This is a genomic window from Clostridium sp. UBA1652 (assembly GCF_002320975.1).
Classification (GTDB): domain Bacteria; phylum Bacillota; class Clostridia; order Clostridiales; family Clostridiaceae; genus Clostridium_T; species Clostridium_T intestinale.
The window spans coordinates 17,197-34,156 of record NZ_DCLI01000064.1; the positions used below are offsets into that span (position 1 = coordinate 17,197).

Consider the following 16,960-nt stretch of genomic DNA (forward strand, 5'->3'; position numbering starts at 1 on the left):
GAGGAAGAAAATTATGAATGCTTTACAAATTATTCTTGTTGTAGCATGGGCATGTATTTCAGGTATTGGTTCAGTTCTAGATGAATTCCAAACACACAGACCTTTGATATCATGTACAATTATAGGACTTATATTAGGAGATATGAAAACCGGTATTATATTAGGTGGAACATTAGAATTAATGGCTTTAGGATGGATGAATATAGGAGCAGCTATGGCACCAGATGCTGCACTTGCTAGCTGTATATCCACAATTTTAGTAATAGTTTCTAAACAAAGCATTGCAGAAGGAATAGCTATTGCTATACCACTAGCTGCAGCTGGTCAAGTTTTAACAATATTTGCAAGAACTTTATCAGTTGGTTTACAACACAGAGCTGATAAATATGCTGAAGAAGCTAACTTTACTGGAGTAGATATGTGTCATTTAGGTGGATTGGTTATCCAAGCACTTCGTGTAGCTATACCAGTATTAATAGTTGCTATGTTTGCAGGTACAGATCAAGTGACAAATATGCTAAATGCGATTCCGGATTTTATTACAAAAGGACTTCAAGTTGCAGGTGGATTCATAGTTGTAGTTGGTTACGCTATGGTTATAAACATGATGGGTGCTAAACACTTAATGCCTATGTTCTTCTTAGGATTTGTTGTAGCTTCATTCTCAAGCTATAATCTAGTAGCTCTAGGTATATTAGGAACAATTTTAGCTTTACTATATCTACAATTATCACCAAAGTATAATGGAGCAGTGCAAGTTGCATCTGCAAGTGATGACTTTGATGATGATGTGTTAGATTAAGAAGGAGGAGGAAATAGGAATGAGTGAACAAAAAAAATTAACTAAAAAAGATTTAATTAGTGTATTCCTTCGTTCAAACTTTCATCAAGGTTCTTGGAACTTTGAAAGAATGCAAGCTATAGGGTATGCATATGCAATGAATCCTGTTCTTAAGAAGTTATATACAACTAAAGAGGAACAAAAAGATGCCTTAAAGAGACATTTAGAGTTCTTTAATACTCAACCATTTGTAACATCACCTATATTAGGAGTTACTTGTGCAATGGAAGAGCAAAGAGCTAATGGTGCAGATATAGATAATGGAGCTATAAACGGAGTTAAGGTTGGTTTAATGGGGCCTTTAGCAGGAGTTGGTGATCCAATATTCTGGGGTACTTTAAGACCTGTACTTGCTGCATTAGGAGCTTCAATAGCAACTGGTGGTAGCTTACTTGGACCAATATTATTCTTCGTTTTATGGAATGTAGTTCGTTTAGGATTTAGATGGATTACACAATTTTACGGATATCAAGTTGGTGCTAACATAGTTAAAGATTTAGCTGGTAATAAGCTACAAAAATTAACTGAAGGAGCTTCAATACTTGGATTATTCATAATGGGTGCTTTAGTTGCTAGATGGACATCTATAAAGGTTCCATTTGAACTTTCAAGAGTTACTAATGCTGCTGGAGAAGTAACAGTTACAACTGTTCAAAGTGTTTTAGATTCTTTATTACCAGGATTATTAGCATTAGGATTAACATTCCTTTGCATGAGATTATTAAAGAAAAAAGTAAGTCCAATATGGTTAATCTTCGGATTATTTGCAGTAGGTATAATTGGATATTGGATAGGTTTATTAGGTCTATAAGATTAAATTTTCACTACGTTTAATTTTTAGATACCTTGGGAGATACTAAAATAAGTATCTTCCAAGGTTTTTTACATTATAGGAAAATTAACAGCCTGAGTCATTATAATTTTATAATGGCTTTTAATTAAAAAGTTATTCTATTGCTATAGAGTCTTTTAATACTCTAATTGGCCTCATCATATCGTGGTCTTCGTGTTCGAGTATATGACAATGCCACACATAATCCCCAGCATGATCTTTAAAATGCATGATTAATCTTGTTATCATTCCAGGAAAAACTTTAACAGTATCCTTCCAACCAGTTTCGAAGTTTCTAGGAGCTTCTGGTGGTCCAGTATACTTAATCTTACCTGTTTCCTGATAAAAAGAAACATCAAAAGGAATCCTATCTAATATTTTAAATTGAACTAAATGAATATGAATAGGATGAGGAAAAGTAGTTAAGTTTAATATATTCCATATCTCTATACTATCATATTCAGGTTTTTCAGTTGTTGGATCACTCCACATACGATCATTTAACATAAGCATAGGTCTACCGTAATGATCTGTTGAAGCACTTAATGTCAATAGTCTAGAATTATCAGCTAAGTCTTCAGTTAAATGACTTTGTGGTGTTAGTTCATGGGGAATTTCAGTCTTATCTTCTCCTCTTAAAGGTAGACATACTCTAAATTGCATTATTACGCTAATGTTTGGATCTGGAGATTCGTTGTTTAGAGTAATAGTTTCTCCTTTTAAGTTAGAAAAATCAACTATTATATCAGTTCTTTCAGCTGGTTCTAATTCTACTGAGTCCAGTGTAACAGGATGGTGTAGCAATCCCCCGTCTGTACCAATCTGATAAAAGTTTTGTTTATTAGATAAACTTAGAGCATATCCTCTGGTATTTGAGGCATTAATAACTCTAAATCTGTACTTTCTAGGTTCAACATTGAGATATGGCCAGACCTTACCGTTTACTACAATTGTATTACCTAAAAATGCAGGAACTACTGATGGTTTTACATCCACTGGGAATGGTGGTGAATCTGGATAAAATAAAGAACCATCTTTGTTAAAGGATTTATCTTGAATCATCAAAGGGATTTCGTAGTTACCTTTAGGAATATTTAATCTCTTTTCAAGTGGGTCACGAAGAATATAAAGTCCAGCAAGACCTGCATAAACATTTAATCTAGTTATTCCCATACTATGATCGTGATACCACATTAAGGTACCAGGCTGGTGATTGGTATATCTATAAACCTTTCTCTTAAAAGTTTTCCCAGTAAAGGTGTAATCTTTTGTAAACCAAGCATCAGGGTGGCCATCACTTTCCCAGTCAACATTAGCACCATGAAGATGAACTACGCTTCTTACTTCTGGCGAATCAGAAGCACCATGAAGAGTGCGGTCTACAGGTAAAAAATGCTTTGAAGGAAGATTATTAATCCAGCGTACCCATATTGACTTATCTTTTACAGCTTCTATTGTAGGTCCAGGAAAAATCCCCTCATAACCCCAAATATAGGTGAGAGGAAATTGTTTATGAAAAGAATGATAGCTTTCTTTCATTTCAATCTCATAATATATATTCCCGTTTTCTATAAGAGGCCTCATTACAGGAGGACGAGGTAACTTATCTGTAAACTTAGGAATAGTATCAGGATTCGATGGATCTACTATTTCATTATTTGTGCTATCAATATAAAATTCATTACTCAAAATAAGCACATCCTTTTAGATAAATTTAGTCTCTTTTGCAATATATAATATGAATTAAACGACAATGTGTGATATTATTATCATAAATTTGACAATATGGTCATATTTACAGATAAATATGTGTAGCTAAATAATGAAAAACACATAATCTTCACATAATATATCTAAAATGATTAGAAATTTATATGTTAGAATAAAAATGTATTTTAATAAGATAAATTCTGGGGTGATAATAATGGATAAGATAATATATCTTGTTGAGGATGAAAAGAGTTTAAATATTTTATTGGAAAGATATTTACAACTAGAAGGTTATAAAGTAACAACATTTTTGGATGGAGATAGTGCCCTGCAAAAAATAAAAGATATGCCAGATTTATGGATATTGGATATAATGCTTCCAGGAGCAGATGGGTATGAGCTTATAAAAAAGATAAAAGATAATAATAAAAATACTCCGGTAATATTTATGTCAGCAAGAAATGAAGAGCTTGATAGAGTTGTTGGACTTGAGCTAGGAAGTGATGACTATTTATCTAAACCATTTTTACCTAGGGAGTTAGTTATAAGAACTAATAAACTTATGGAGAGGATTTATGGTGATGAAAAAGAGCGAGTATCAGAATTATCAATAAATATAGGTGATTATGTCATTAGTAAAACACAAAGAACAGTTTTCCTTGGGGAAATAGAGATTCAATTAACTAAAATGGAATTTGAATTACTTAATTATCTAGCTGAAAATAAAAACATCTTAATATCTAGGGACCAAATACTTAGAAATGTTTGGGGAGACGATTATTTTGGTTCAGATAGAGTTGTTGATGATACTATAAGAAGATTAAGAAAAAAAGTTGACAAGTTAAATATAGAGACTGTGTATGGCTATGGATATAAGTTGGTGTATAAGTCATGAGGGAATTAAGATTTAAATCATTAACAATGAGAATTTGGACTACATTTACAGCAGTGATTTTAGTTATAATATGTAGTATTTCAATAGTATATTTAGTTGCCTACAGAACCATAAATGAAGCCAATAAGATGCAAGATTTAAAGGTTTTTCATGATGCTATAATTGATAGCGAAAACTTTATTCAACCTAACAGGTTTGATGAATTAAGAAACCTTAGAGGAAGTGAACATTTTATTGCTAAGGTGAGTAATTCTGGAGAGATAAAGATAGAAAGTGTAAGAAAAATTTCTGAGAAATTCTTTCCTCAAAATGAAGGTAATGTACAAGAAGGAAATAGAGTTATAGTACCTCCTGGAATAAAAGATGAGGGATTCAGAGAATGGATGGCTACTTTTGCTAAAGGAGATATGACTGAAAGTGAATTTAAGGAGTATTTTAATAATAGAAAGTATATATTTGTAATAAGTTCTATTAAAACAGACACCTCTGAAAATGAATACTTAATCTCTTTTACTCCTAATAGTGAAGATAATATAATAATATACATAGTTATGTTTATAGGAATTATTTTTATTGGAATAGGATTTTTTACAGCTAAGGTAGTTGCAAATCGTATCTCAAAACCTCTTAAGGAATTAGAGAATCATACAGTAAGAATAGCTCAAAAGGATTGGAAAGAGCCTATAATAATTAAAAGTGAAGATGAGATTGGAAGACTGGCAAAGGCTATGAATCTGATGCAGATAGAACTAAAGAGAATAGACGAGGAAGAAAAAACTTTTCTTCAAAGTATATCTCATGACTTAAAAACACCTGTTATGGTTATTATGAGTCATGCAGAGGCTATTATAGATGGAGTTTATATAGACTCAGTAGAGAAAACAGCTGAAATAATAAAAGAAGAAGCAATTAGTTTAGAGAAAAAAATAAAGCAGTTATTATATCTTAATACATTAGATTATGTTTTAGGAAATAATATTGACAATGAAGAATTTGATTTAAAAGAAGTTCTCTTAAAGATAATAAATAGGTTTGAAGTTGTAAATAGCAACCTTGATTGGGATCTCGACCTTGATAGAATTATGATTAAAGGTAATAAAGAAAAGGTTAAAGTTGCAATTGAAAATATATTAGAAAATGGATTGAGATATGCAAAAAGCCAGATGAGGGTAAAGCTTAAAAGAGAAGCAAATTATGGAATTATAGAGCTTTATAATGATGGACAGAATATATCTGAAGATAATATTGAACATATATTTGAAACACTCTATAAAGATAAAACTGGGAATTTTGGACTAGGATTAGCCATATCCAAAAAGATAATAGACTTTTATGGTGGAAGTATAAAAGCTTTTAATAGAGAAAATGGAGTAAGTTTTATAATTAAATATCCAATTTAGTAAAAAAGGTTTAAGTAGTCAAAGATACTTAAGCCTTTTTTATTTGTACGTTTGTACAATTGTACAACTGTACAAATAGAAAAATGTATAATTTTACAATTATACAAGTGTACAGGTGTACGTCTGTACACTTGTACAATAATATTTAAATTTTTAACTTTAATAGGGCTGAGAATAAAGAAATAGAGAATATAAACAGGGACAATATATAAGTTGAGTTCTTCTAAGGTCTATCATCACACAAATTTCACATAATTATTTGATAATAGCATTACAATTAGTGGCTATAATTTGAAATATGAAATAAGTAAGGAATCACCTAAGGGGGAAAGAATAAATGAGAAAGTTAAAGCTATCAAAAAACGAAATTCTGCTTGTGCCAATCTTAATATTATCAGGATTTTTAAGTTTAGTTAATTTAAGTATTGAAGGTTATGGGAATGAGTACTACGCCGCTGGTGTTAAAAGCATGACGATGAGTTTAAAGAATTTCTTCTTTGTATCATTTGATCCAGCGGGATTTGTAACTATAGATAAACCACCTTTAGGATTTATGATACAGGCATTATCAGCAAAGATATTTGGGTATAGCGGTTGGAGCATAATTCTCCCCCAAGCCTTAGCAGGAGTTATCTCAGTATGGGTTATTTATAAAATAGTAAAAAGATCTTTCGGGATTCCAGCTGCTTTAATATCATCTTTGTGTCTTGCTATAACTCCAATTTTTGTAGCAGATAGTAGAAATAATACAAACGATAATCTTTTAGTATTAGTTTTGCTTTTAGCATGTTGGGTGTTATCAATAGCGGCAGAAAAAGGACATTTAAAACTATTAATTTTAAGCTTAGTTCTTGTAGGTATAGGATTTAATATAAAAATGCTTCAAGCTTACATGATTGTACCTGCTTTATATATAACATATTTGTTATCTACAGCAGTTTCATGGAAAAAGAGGATAGGACATTTAGTATTAGGAACCATAGTTCTTTTAATAACTTCTTTGAGTTGGGCCTTTATTGTAGATTTAGTTCCAGAAGAGAATAGACCATTTATAGGAAGCAGCACAGATAATACGGTTATGGAATTAATAATAGGGCATAACGGATTAGAAAGACTTGGTCTTGGAAGTTCAAATAGAAGTGGACAAGGTGGATTTGGTGAAATAAATCCTCAAGAAGGTATGGATAGAGGGCAAGAATCACAAACAGAAAATTATTCATCAAATGGAGATTGTGAAAAGCCTCAATCGCCACAAGGAACCAATGGACAAATGATGCAAGGTAATCCAGAAAGAGAAGGAAATATGGGTGAAGGTAAAGCAACGGATGGTTCAAGTGGAAATATGCCTCAAAGAGAAGGTGGATCTCAAGGAGGTATGGGATTTGGTAACATGAGAGCTGGTGGTGGCCAAGTGAGTAATATGGGAGGCTCAGAGGGAGCTGGTATTACAAGATTATTTCAAAACAACAGTTTGTCAGATCAAATAATATGGTTATTTCCATTAGCATTAATAGGTTTTATAGCAGCCGCTATAAAGGAGAAATTAAACTTAAAGTTAGATAACAAAAAGAAATTAGGATTAGCACTATGGTTTACGTGGTTAGTACCTGTATTTATATATTTTAGTTTTACAACAGGGTTATTTCATCCATACTATTTAACTATGCTTGCTCCCCCTATAGCAGCATTAACAGGTATAGGTGTTATATCTATGTGGGAACTTTACAAAGATAGAGGTTGGAAATCATGGTTTTTACCGGGAGCTCTTATAATTAATGCAGGAGTTCAACTATTAATCCTCTCTTATTATAGTAGTGATAATATAAGCAAAATATTAGCTATAACAGTATTTGTTTTATCTGGTGCATCTTCGGTAGTTTTAATTGCACTAAATTTACTAAGAAATAATGATAAAAAAATAATAGACAAAATTGTAGTATCAATATCGGTAATAGGATTGTTAATAACACCATTAGTTTGGTCATCAACTACAATGTTTTATAAAATGTCAGGAACATTCCCTTCAGCAGGGTTAAGTTTGAGAACTGAGGAGATAGGAATGGGAAATACCTTAGAAGGTAATGAAGATATAACTAAGCTTGTAGATTACCTTAAATCCAATATAACCAGTGAAAAATATTTGGTGGCAGTACAATCAGCTACTGGTACAGCTTCACAAATAATCATAAATACAGGTGAATCTGTAATAACTCTAGGAGGATTTAGTGGCTCTGATCAGATATTAACTTTAGATGAGTTTAAAGAATTGGTGAATAAAGGAGAAATCAGATATGTCATAACTGGTGGACAAGGTAGAGGTGGAAATAATGAAATAATGTCTTGGGTTCAAGAAAATGGTGTATTGGTTCCAGGAAGTAAGTGGGATAACTCTAAAACTTCAACCACTGGAAATAAGACATTAAATCAGGGTTTTGGTAGAGGGAATTCTATAGAATTGTATGATTTAAAACCTGGCAAATAGAAGGTAACGCGCTTAGTAGAGGAGAAAAGAATGGATTTTTTCAAAAATGTTAAATTGACACAAAAAATTAGTTTGTTATCTATAAGTTTTTTAATATTCCTGACCATAATAGGAGTGACTTCAGTAAAACAATTGACAGTATTAAACAATAAAATTATGGAACTAAATGAACAAAGGGTTGCTCCAATTATAAAATTAGAAAATATAAAATCAGATATTGAGTATATCAGGTATGAAGGTAATTCTTTAATGGATGCAAGTGATGACGATGAGAAGAAAACTATAAAAGATGCAATAGCAACTAAGGTATCTGATATAGATGAGGCCTTACTTGAGTATAAAGATGATGAGGATTTTTCAAGTTTATTTAGTAATTATGACGCATTTATTGCAGCCAAGGACACATTTGTTGAAAATGCAGAACAACGTGGTCTTATTCAGCAAAATGGATCACATTTAGAAGGACAAATTCCACCAGAATCTCAAGATGGAGCTGGAGGAGCACCTAATAATATGCAGGCTTTTGATGAGGCGAAGATAGCCTTAGTTGAATCTTTTGATGAGGTTATAAACAATCATGTTTTAGAAGCACAGAATACTTATCAGGATAGTAAAGCTGATTATAAAAAAACGGTAATGATATTAATATCTATAGTTGTAATATGTATAGTCATTTCTCTTTTATTATCAATTGTAATAATAAGATCAATAATTGTGCCAGTAAAAAAGGTTACTGGGAAGCTAAAAGAGGTTTCAGAAAGCAATGGGGATTTAACTCAAAGGATTAATTATCAAAGCAAAGATGAAATAGGACAATTGAGTAAAAGTTTTGATTTGTTTATGGATAAATTACAGTCAATTATTAAAGAAGTAGCTAGTTCTGCTGAGGTTATAGAGTCTTCAAGTGGACAACTAAGTAAAGCAACAGCAATAACCACAGAGTCTTTAGAAGAGATTTCTAAGACTGTAGTAGATATAAGTGGAGGAGCATCAGATGGAGCGGCATCAGCAGAAGAAACTACTGCAGGACTTTCAGAAGCAGCAAGATTTTCAGAAGCGGCTTCTGATGCAAGTAGAAAGACTGCTTATAATAGTAAAAAAGTTAAAGAATCAGCGGAGGATGGAGCTAACAAAATAGATGAAATAGTATCTTCAATTACTAATATAGCAAGTTCATCTAAAGAGGTGTCGGTAATAATAAATGAGTTAGATTATTCCTCAAGAAAAATAGGAGATATTATAAAAATAATCACATCAATATCAGAACAAACAAATCTATTAGCATTAAATGCAGCAATAGAGGCTGCAAGGGCTGGAGAGGCTGGCAAGGGATTTAATGTAGTATCAGACGAAATCAGAAAATTAGCAGATGAAAGTAGTAAGGCAGCTAGAGATATATATGAATTGGTTAAGGACAATCAGTTAAAATCAGCGTCAGCAGTAACTTCAGTAAATCAGGTAGAAGAAAAAGTTGCTAAAGGTGTTGAAAAGGCATCTGAAGTAGGTGAAAGTATCCAAAATATCATTAAAAATGTTAAAGAAATAGTTGTAGAAATAGAGCAAATAGATAAAGCAAATGTTCAACAAGTGGAAAGTGCGAAAGAGATAGAGCAAGCAATAAATAACATAGCTTTATCCTCAAATGAAATAGCATCAGGAACTGAGAATATAAGCTCTAGTATAGAAGAACAACTTAAAACTATGAATGGAATAGAGAAAACCACAGAAGATTTATTAGAAATGTCTAGAAGGTTAAGCAAAATAACCTCTGGATTTAAGGTATAGATTAAAAAATTAATAAACGGAATTATAAACAATAAATAATTTAGGAGGAATTACTGTGAAAAAGAAATTAATTAAATCATTAATAGTAGCAGCTCTTGCCGTAGCAGTTATTACAGGAGGAATTTTTGGGTATAAGAGGTTTTTTGGTACTAATAAAGCTGTAGCAGCAAGTAGTAGATATATAACTGCGACGGCATCTAAAATGGATTTATCAGTAAATATACAAGGAACAGGAAGTGCATTTGCAGGTACTTCTAAAGAGGTAACTCCTAGTAATGAGGGGGTTATACAAAATCTAAATGTTCAAGTAGGAGATACTGTTAATAAAGGAGATACTCTTTTTGTAGCATATAGTGAAGACATTGCAAATGCTTTAGAAACAGCTAAAAACAACGTATCAAAACAAGAGACAGCAATAACAACCTCTAATAATCAAAGAGCATCAAAAATATCAGAAGCACAAACTGCTGTTAAAAATGCTCAATCTCAATTAGATTCCGCTAATAAAGCGTTACAAGCTAATCCCACAGATGAATTACTAAAGGGGAAAGTTCAAACTGCACAAGATAATTTAGATAAACAAAAACAGACATTAGAAAGTGCTCAAAATAGTTCAACAGCAGACACAACACAATTAACTAATGCACAAGAGCAGTATGAAAAAGCATTAGCTAATTATAATAAAATGACAGTTACCTCCCCAATATCAGGAGTTGTGGTTGCTAAAACTTATAACACAGGGGATGATGTACAAGCAGCTAAATCAGTTTTAACAATAATAGATCCAAATTCTATAAAAGTTAAGGTAGCTGTAGATGAGTTAGACATAGCTAAAGTAACTAGTGGACAAACAGCTACAGTTAAGTTTGATGCAATAAGTGATAAAAGCTTTGAAGGAACAGTTGAAGCTATAGCACAATTGGGTACAAGCAACAATAATGTAACTACTTATGATGTAACTTTAGGTATAAAGGAGCCTACAGCTATTAAGGTTGGTATGAATGCTAATATCACAATAGCAATACAAAGTAAAAAGGACGCATTAGTAGTTCCAGTTGAAGCAGTAACAAAAGAAAGTGATAAAAAATATGTTACAGTTTCAAGTTCATCTGGTGAAAGTGAAGGAGCTCAGTCAAGGGGACAAAGAGTAGAGGTTACTACAGGACTAGAAAATGAGAGTTATGTAGAAATAGTTAGTGGAGTAACAGAGGGAGAAAAGTTACTTATTACTTTGCCAACAACAACTACATCAACTAACACTAATAGAAGTGAGAGAAGCAGCTTTGGAGGAGCATCTATGGGAGGCTCTTCTATGGGTGGTGGAAGTGGAGCTCCATCAGGAGGACAAAGACCTTAAGGAGGTGAGGTAATGAATAAATACACTAATAAATCTGAAGTAATTAATATGAGTAATATAAATAAGATATATTCAATGGGAAGTAGTGAATTTAAGGCTCTTGACAATATTAACTTAAGTATTAATAAAGGTGAATATGTAGCTATAGTTGGGCCTTCTGGGGCAGGTAAGTCAACGCTTATGAACATAATAGGATGCCTAGATACACCAAGTGGTGGAGAATATATATTAGATGGATTAAATACAAAATGTAGTGATTCAAAATTAGCAGAGATAAGAAATAAAAAGATAGGTTTTATATTTCAGAATTATAATTTATTGCCTAAATTAAATGTTTTGGAAAATGTAGAATTACCCCTTTTATATTTAGGAATGAGTAGTCGTGAAATAAAAGAAAAAGCATTGTCAGCATTAAAAAAAGTTGGTCTAGAAACCCATTTAAAGCATAAGCCTAATGAGTTATCAGGAGGTCAAAAGCAAAGAGTTGCAATAGCCAGAGCCTTGGTAACAGAACCTCAGATAATACTTGCAGATGAACCTACAGGAGCCTTAGACAGTAAGACAGGAAGAGAAGTTCTTAATATGATGGAAGATTTAAATAAAGAAGGTAATACCATAATTATAATAACTCATGATAAGGAAATAGCAGCCGAGGCTAAAAGAATGATAACTGTAAGAGATGGAATAATCACCTCAGATACTTGGAAGGTAGGTGAGATAAGCATATGAGAATCTCAAAACTAATTAGGATTTCTTTAGCATCTGTTTGGAGTAATAAAATGCGATCTTTTCTTACTATGCTTGGTATAATAATAGGAATATCTTCAGTAAGCATATTAGTAGGAATAGGAGAAGGAACGAAAAAGCAGGTAACTGAGCAAATTGAAAGCCTTGGAACCAATCTTATAACAGTTAGTATAACTGGAAATAGAACTAAGGCAATTACTAATGAGGAGCTTGAAGAATTAAAAACTAAACCAGGTATTAAAGAGATCGCTCCTGCATTAAGTCAAGGAAACATAAATGTAAAAGCAGGAACAACATCTAAAACTACTACACTTGAAGCTTCAACAGCTAACTATGCAGATATAAGGAAATTAGCAGTTGCAAGTGGTAGATTCATTAATGATAATGACGATGAAAATAGATATAAGGTTGCAGTAATTGGCTCAGAAACAGCTACAAATCTATTTTCAACAACAAATGTTGTAGGAAAGACAATGTATATAAGTGGTATTGAGTTTAAAATAATAGGAGTTCTTGAGTCCCAAGGAACAAGTGCTACAGGTTCAAGTGATGATAGGGTAATAATTCCATTACAAACAGCTCAAAGATTGTTACAAACTACAACTGTAAAAACATTTTATGCGGAAGCTACAGATAAAGACAGTGTTAGTGAAGCAAAATCATATTTAACCTTATTTCTTAATAAGAAGTATGATAATAATACAAATAGCTATAGAATAATGGATCAGACAAGTCTTTTAGAAACAGCTAGCTCAACTACTTCAAGCTTAACTACAATGCTTGGAGGAATTGCTGCAATATCTTTAGTAGTAGGGGGAATAGGTATAATGAATATTATGCTGGTTTCTGTTATAGAAAGAACTAGAGAAATAGGCATAAGAAAAGCTATAGGAGCTAAAAGAGGAGTGATTTTAACACAATTTTTGATAGAAGCAGCTACAATAAGTACACTAGGTGGTATTTTTGGAGTTTTAATAGGATTTTTAGGTGCTTATGTGGCTCAAAACTTCTTTAATTTAAGTGTAAGTATTTCTAACAATATAGTAATAGGAGCATTTATTTTCTCCTTCTTAGTTGGAGTAGTGTTTGGAATATATCCAGCCAATAAAGCATCAAAATTGAATCCTATTGATGCTCTGAGATTTGAATAAGTTCTAATAAAGGAAACGTATCAAAAAGTTTTTGGTACGTTTCCTTTTTAATAGCTATTATTTAGGGTAAAATATTAAGTATCAAGTGAAACTTGATTCAGGTGGAGTTTGGTCTCCAACTGAATCTTAGTTGAACTTATCTAGGGTCGTGCCACTGTTAGCTCCCGACTTAATATAGGATGGGAGTGCTACAGTGGCTAGACATCAGATCAAATATACTTAAATGAGGATAACCATGGATATAAAAGAACTAAGAATATCTGTAAGAAATCTTATAGAATTTATTTTAAGAAGAGGAAGCATAGATAGCGGATATACAGGTAACAAAAGGGCGCAAGAAGGAACTAAGGCTCATCAATATTTACAAAAAGAGAATAGTAAAACCTATGAAAACTATAAAAAGGAAGTTTATTTAAAGCACGTATTTATTAGAGAAGATATAGAGTTAACAGTAGAAGGACGAGCTGATGGGATAATAGAGTTAGATGAAAAGATAATCATAGATGAAATAAAAAGTACAACTAGAGATTTAATTGATATCCAAGAGGAAGATAACTTACTACATTGGGCTCAGGTTAAATTTTATGGATATATGTATTTAATAGAAAATAGTTTAGAAAACATAGAGTTACAACTCACATACATAAATCTAGAAAGTAGTGAAGTAAAAAGTTTTCTTAAAAAGTTCGACATTAAGGAACTGGAGGAATTTGTAAATAGTGTAGTAAACGAATATGTAAAATGGGCAAAGTTTACTTTAGAGTGGAAGGAGATTAGGAATAATTCTATAAAAGATTTAACCTTTCCCTTTCCAAAGTATCGACAAGGACAAAGAGAATTTGCGGTTGTTATCTACAATACCATAAGAAATAATGGTATGCTTTTTGCACAAGCGCCTACAGGAATAGGAAAAACCATATCAACACTTTTTCCTAGCATAAAAGCATTAGGTGAAGAGCAGGCAGATAGAATATTTTATTTAACAGCTAAGACAATTACAAGGACAGTAGCTGAAGAATCTATAAGCATTTTAAGAGATAAGGTTTTAAAAGTAAAAAGCATTACCTTAACAGCTAAAGATAAAATCTGCTTTAGTGAAGAGGGAAAATGTAATACAGAAGAATGTCCTTATGCAAAAGGGTATTATGACAAAGTCAATGAGGCTTTATTTAAAATACTTAACAATGAAGATGAATTTACAAGAGAAAAAATAGAAGAATATGCTAGAGAATATGAAATATGTCCATTTGAATTTTCTTTAGAAATATCAATTTGGTGTGATGTAATAATAGGGGATTATAATTATGCATTTGATCCTAGAGTATACTTAAAAAGATTTTTTGATGAAAGAACAGAAGATTATATATTTTTAATAGATGAAGCTCATAATCTAGTATCTAGAGGAAGAGAGATGTTTTCAGCAGCTATAAGTAAAAGAAAGATTTTGGACCTTAAAAATCTTTTAAAGGGAGAAAAAAAGCTAACAAGAAGATTAAATAAGATAAATAATTTTTTGATAGCTTTGAGAAAAGAGGGAGACGGGAAAGGAGAAAATGAGTTTATAACAGAAGAACCTAATGTGGTATACGAATATATTAGAGACTATTTAAAAGAGTGTGATGAATTTCTAATAAATAATAGGGATTTTCAATATTATCAAGAGGTTTTAGATGTTTACTTTGAGTTAAATACTTTTATAAATATGAGTGAACTATATGATGAAAATTATTTAAGCCTAGTTATTATTGATGGAAATGAACTAATCTTAAAGCTTTATTGTATTAATCCAAGAGACAATCTTACAACTGGAATGAATAGAGCTAAAAGTAAGGTTATATTTTCAGCAACATTATCACCAAGCAGTTATTTTATAGAACTTCTTGGAGGAGAGGAAAATAGCTATAAGATGAGTTTACCCTCACCTTTTCCAAAAGAAAATCTATTAACCTTAATAGCGCCTATATCTACAAGGTTTAAACATAGAGGGGCAACAATTGAGAAGATACTTCTTATGATAATAGAATTTGTAAAAGGTAAAAAAGGTAACTATATGTGTTTCTTCCCGTCTTATAGATATATGAAACAAGCTGAGGAACTTTTAACTAAGCTTAGTGATGAGATTATATATATACCTCAAAAAGAAAATATGACTGAGATAGAAAAAGAAGATTTTTTAGATAAGTTTAAAAAGCCAAAGGAGAAGGTACAACTAGGCTTATGTGTCATGGGAGGAATATTCTCAGAAGGGATAGATTTAAAAGGTGATTCCTTAATAGGAGCAATAATAGTAGGGGTAGGTCTCCCTCAATTATCTTTTGAGCAAAATCTAATTAAGGACTTTTTTAATGAAGTGGGAACAGGATATGACTATGCCTATGTTTATCCAGGAATCAATAAAGTTATGCAGGCTGTAGGGAGAGTTATTAGAAGAGAAGAAGATAAGGGTGCAGTTTTATTAATTGATGATAGGTTTTTAACTGAAAAGTATATTAAACTTATGCCAGAAGGTTGGAGAGATTTTAAAGTAGTCAAAGATAACAGTTCTATAAATAAACAAGTCAAAGAATTTTGGAGGAGTAATAATGAAAAATAAGATATTTTATTTTTCATCTACGGGAAATTGCTTGTATGTATCAAAGCAAATAAAAGATGAATTAGATGAATGTGAAATAATATCAATACCTAAAGCTATGAAGGAAGGAAAATTTGAGTATGAAGGAGATAGGATAGGAATTGTATTTCCACTACATTCATATGGACTGCCAATTATAGTTAGAGACTTTATAGAAAAAATAAAGATTAACAAAGATGCCTATATATTTGCTGTAGAAGTTACTGGTGGAGGTAAGTCAAATTTTCCATTAATAGAAATAGATAAGATTCTAGAGGATAAAGGAGAAATAAAAAATTCAGTTATAATAAAATATATTTCTAACTATACCAGAATGGGTAAAAATCCTACAGAAGAAAGAGCTAAAAAGGCTATAGAAGAAAACAACTCTAAGCTTCAAGAATTTATAAAAACACTAAAGGTTAAAGAAATAAAAGCATTACCAAAGAGATATTCTTTAATTCATAAAAAATTTTATAGTTTATGGAAAGATTCATATAAAGAAAAAGACAAAAACTTTAATGTTGACGAAAGATGTATATCTTGTTCTATGTGTCAAAAAATATGTCCAGTAAATAATATAGAAATGGTTGAAGGATATCCTAAGTGGCAAGGAAAATGTATAGACTGTATGGCTTGCATAAATATATGTCCAAGTAAGGCTATAAACCTTGGAAAAAGCACACAAAATAAAAATAGATACAGAAATCCATATATTAAAGCCAATGAATTAATATAATTACAATAAATATTATATTTTAGAAATTATTAATTTAAGTGGGTATGATTTCATCTGTATAGAACGTAAAAAATGTAATAAAACTAAATGCTTAATGGACACAATATGTTTGTAAACATTAAGGAGGGATATATTATGAATTACAGAAGAAATCATAAAATAAAAGAAGGATTAATTCCTACAGCATTAGGTACCGCAGTAACTGCAGGAGCAATAGCAGCTCGTTGTATGGATGCAAGACATCACAGCATGGGTAAAAGAGATATAGTGCCAATGTTAGAAACAGCTGTATTAGGCTTTGGATTAGCTCATGTAGTACTGGGAGCTATTGATTTATTTCAAGATTAATAGATGTATTATAAACCATACAGAGAAATGTATGGTTTTTTTATTGTCTAGAAAACCTCCGG

13 protein-coding genes are annotated in these 16,960 nt (G+C 31.6%); 12 read left to right on the forward strand and 1 reads right to left on the reverse strand.

All coding sequences use genetic code 11. The features are described from left to right. The first annotated feature begins 13 nt into the window (after positions 1–13). Together B3N22_RS12465 and B3N22_RS12470 are read left to right on the forward strand one after the other, a co-directional pair. Positions 14–802, forward strand: coding sequence for a PTS mannose/fructose/sorbose transporter subunit IIC (locus B3N22_RS12465; protein WP_021803657.1), 789 nt, complete (start codon positions 14–16; stop codon positions 800–802). 19 nt (positions 803–821) lie between these two features. Then, positions 822–1,652: a PTS system mannose/fructose/sorbose family transporter subunit IID gene (locus B3N22_RS12470; RefSeq protein WP_073018963.1), complete on the forward strand. Its 831-nt coding sequence runs from the start codon at positions 822–824 to the stop codon at positions 1,650–1,652. Positions 1,653–1,787: 135 nt separating this feature from the next. Here the strand turns inward: B3N22_RS12470 and B3N22_RS12475 are convergent, their stop codons facing one another. Further along, positions 1,788–3,362 carry a multicopper oxidase family protein gene (locus tag B3N22_RS12475; protein ID WP_286907572.1) on the reverse strand — a complete coding sequence of 525 codons (1,575 nt, stop codon included), beginning with the start codon at positions 3,360–3,362 and terminating at the stop codon, positions 1,788–1,790. Positions 3,363–3,597: 235 nt separating this feature from the next. Here B3N22_RS12475 and B3N22_RS12480 point away from each other — a divergent pair, with 235 nt between their 5' ends. The 10 genes from B3N22_RS12480 (at position 3,598) to B3N22_RS12525 (ending at position 16,898) form a co-directional block, all read left to right on the forward strand. After that, a complete protein-coding gene (locus tag B3N22_RS12480) occupies positions 3,598–4,278 on the forward strand; it encodes a response regulator transcription factor (protein ID WP_238907312.1) in 681 nt (226 codons plus the stop codon). After that, entirely contained in the window at positions 4,275–5,678 is a 1,404-nt protein-coding gene (locus B3N22_RS12485) for a sensor histidine kinase (protein ID WP_286907576.1), read from the forward strand. The genes B3N22_RS12480 and B3N22_RS12485 overlap by 4 nt, the downstream gene beginning before the upstream one ends. 337 nt (positions 5,679–6,015) lie before the next feature. Continuing rightward, positions 6,016–8,160 carry a glycosyltransferase family 39 protein gene (locus tag B3N22_RS12490; RefSeq protein WP_286907578.1) on the forward strand — a complete coding sequence of 715 codons (2,145 nt, stop codon included), beginning with the start codon at positions 6,016–6,018 and terminating at the stop codon, positions 8,158–8,160. 30 nt (positions 8,161–8,190) lie between these two features. Next, positions 8,191–9,945: a methyl-accepting chemotaxis protein gene (locus tag B3N22_RS12495; RefSeq protein WP_286907580.1), complete on the forward strand. Its 1,755-nt coding sequence runs from the start codon at positions 8,191–8,193 to the stop codon at positions 9,943–9,945. A gap of 55 nt (positions 9,946–10,000) precedes the next feature. Then, positions 10,001–11,302: an efflux RND transporter periplasmic adaptor subunit gene (locus B3N22_RS12500; protein WP_238907316.1), complete on the forward strand. Its 1,302-nt coding sequence runs from the start codon at positions 10,001–10,003 to the stop codon at positions 11,300–11,302. A 12-nt stretch (positions 11,303–11,314) separates the two neighbouring features. Beyond that, positions 11,315–12,031, forward strand: coding sequence for an ABC transporter ATP-binding protein (locus tag B3N22_RS12505; protein ID WP_238907317.1), 717 nt, complete (start codon positions 11,315–11,317; stop codon positions 12,029–12,031). Further along, complete coding sequence (locus tag B3N22_RS12510) at positions 12,028–13,200, forward strand: ABC transporter permease (RefSeq protein ID WP_181602210.1); 1,173 nt, start codon at positions 12,028–12,030, stop codon at positions 13,198–13,200. Before B3N22_RS12505 ends, B3N22_RS12510 begins: the two co-directional genes overlap by 4 nt. Positions 13,201–13,435: 235 nt before the next feature. Further along, positions 13,436–15,793 carry an ATP-dependent DNA helicase gene (locus B3N22_RS12515; protein WP_286907585.1) on the forward strand — a complete coding sequence of 786 codons (2,358 nt, stop codon included), beginning with the start codon at positions 13,436–13,438 and terminating at the stop codon, positions 15,791–15,793. After that, positions 15,783–16,550: an EFR1 family ferrodoxin gene (locus tag B3N22_RS12520; protein WP_238907319.1), complete on the forward strand. Its 768-nt coding sequence runs from the start codon at positions 15,783–15,785 to the stop codon at positions 16,548–16,550. Before B3N22_RS12515 ends, B3N22_RS12520 begins: the two co-directional genes overlap by 11 nt. Before the next feature lie 135 nt (positions 16,551–16,685). After that, on the forward strand, positions 16,686–16,898 hold the full coding sequence (locus tag B3N22_RS12525; protein ID WP_021803645.1) for a hypothetical protein: 213 nt from the start codon (positions 16,686–16,688) through the stop codon (positions 16,896–16,898). The last annotated feature ends 62 nt before the right edge of the window (positions 16,899–16,960 follow it).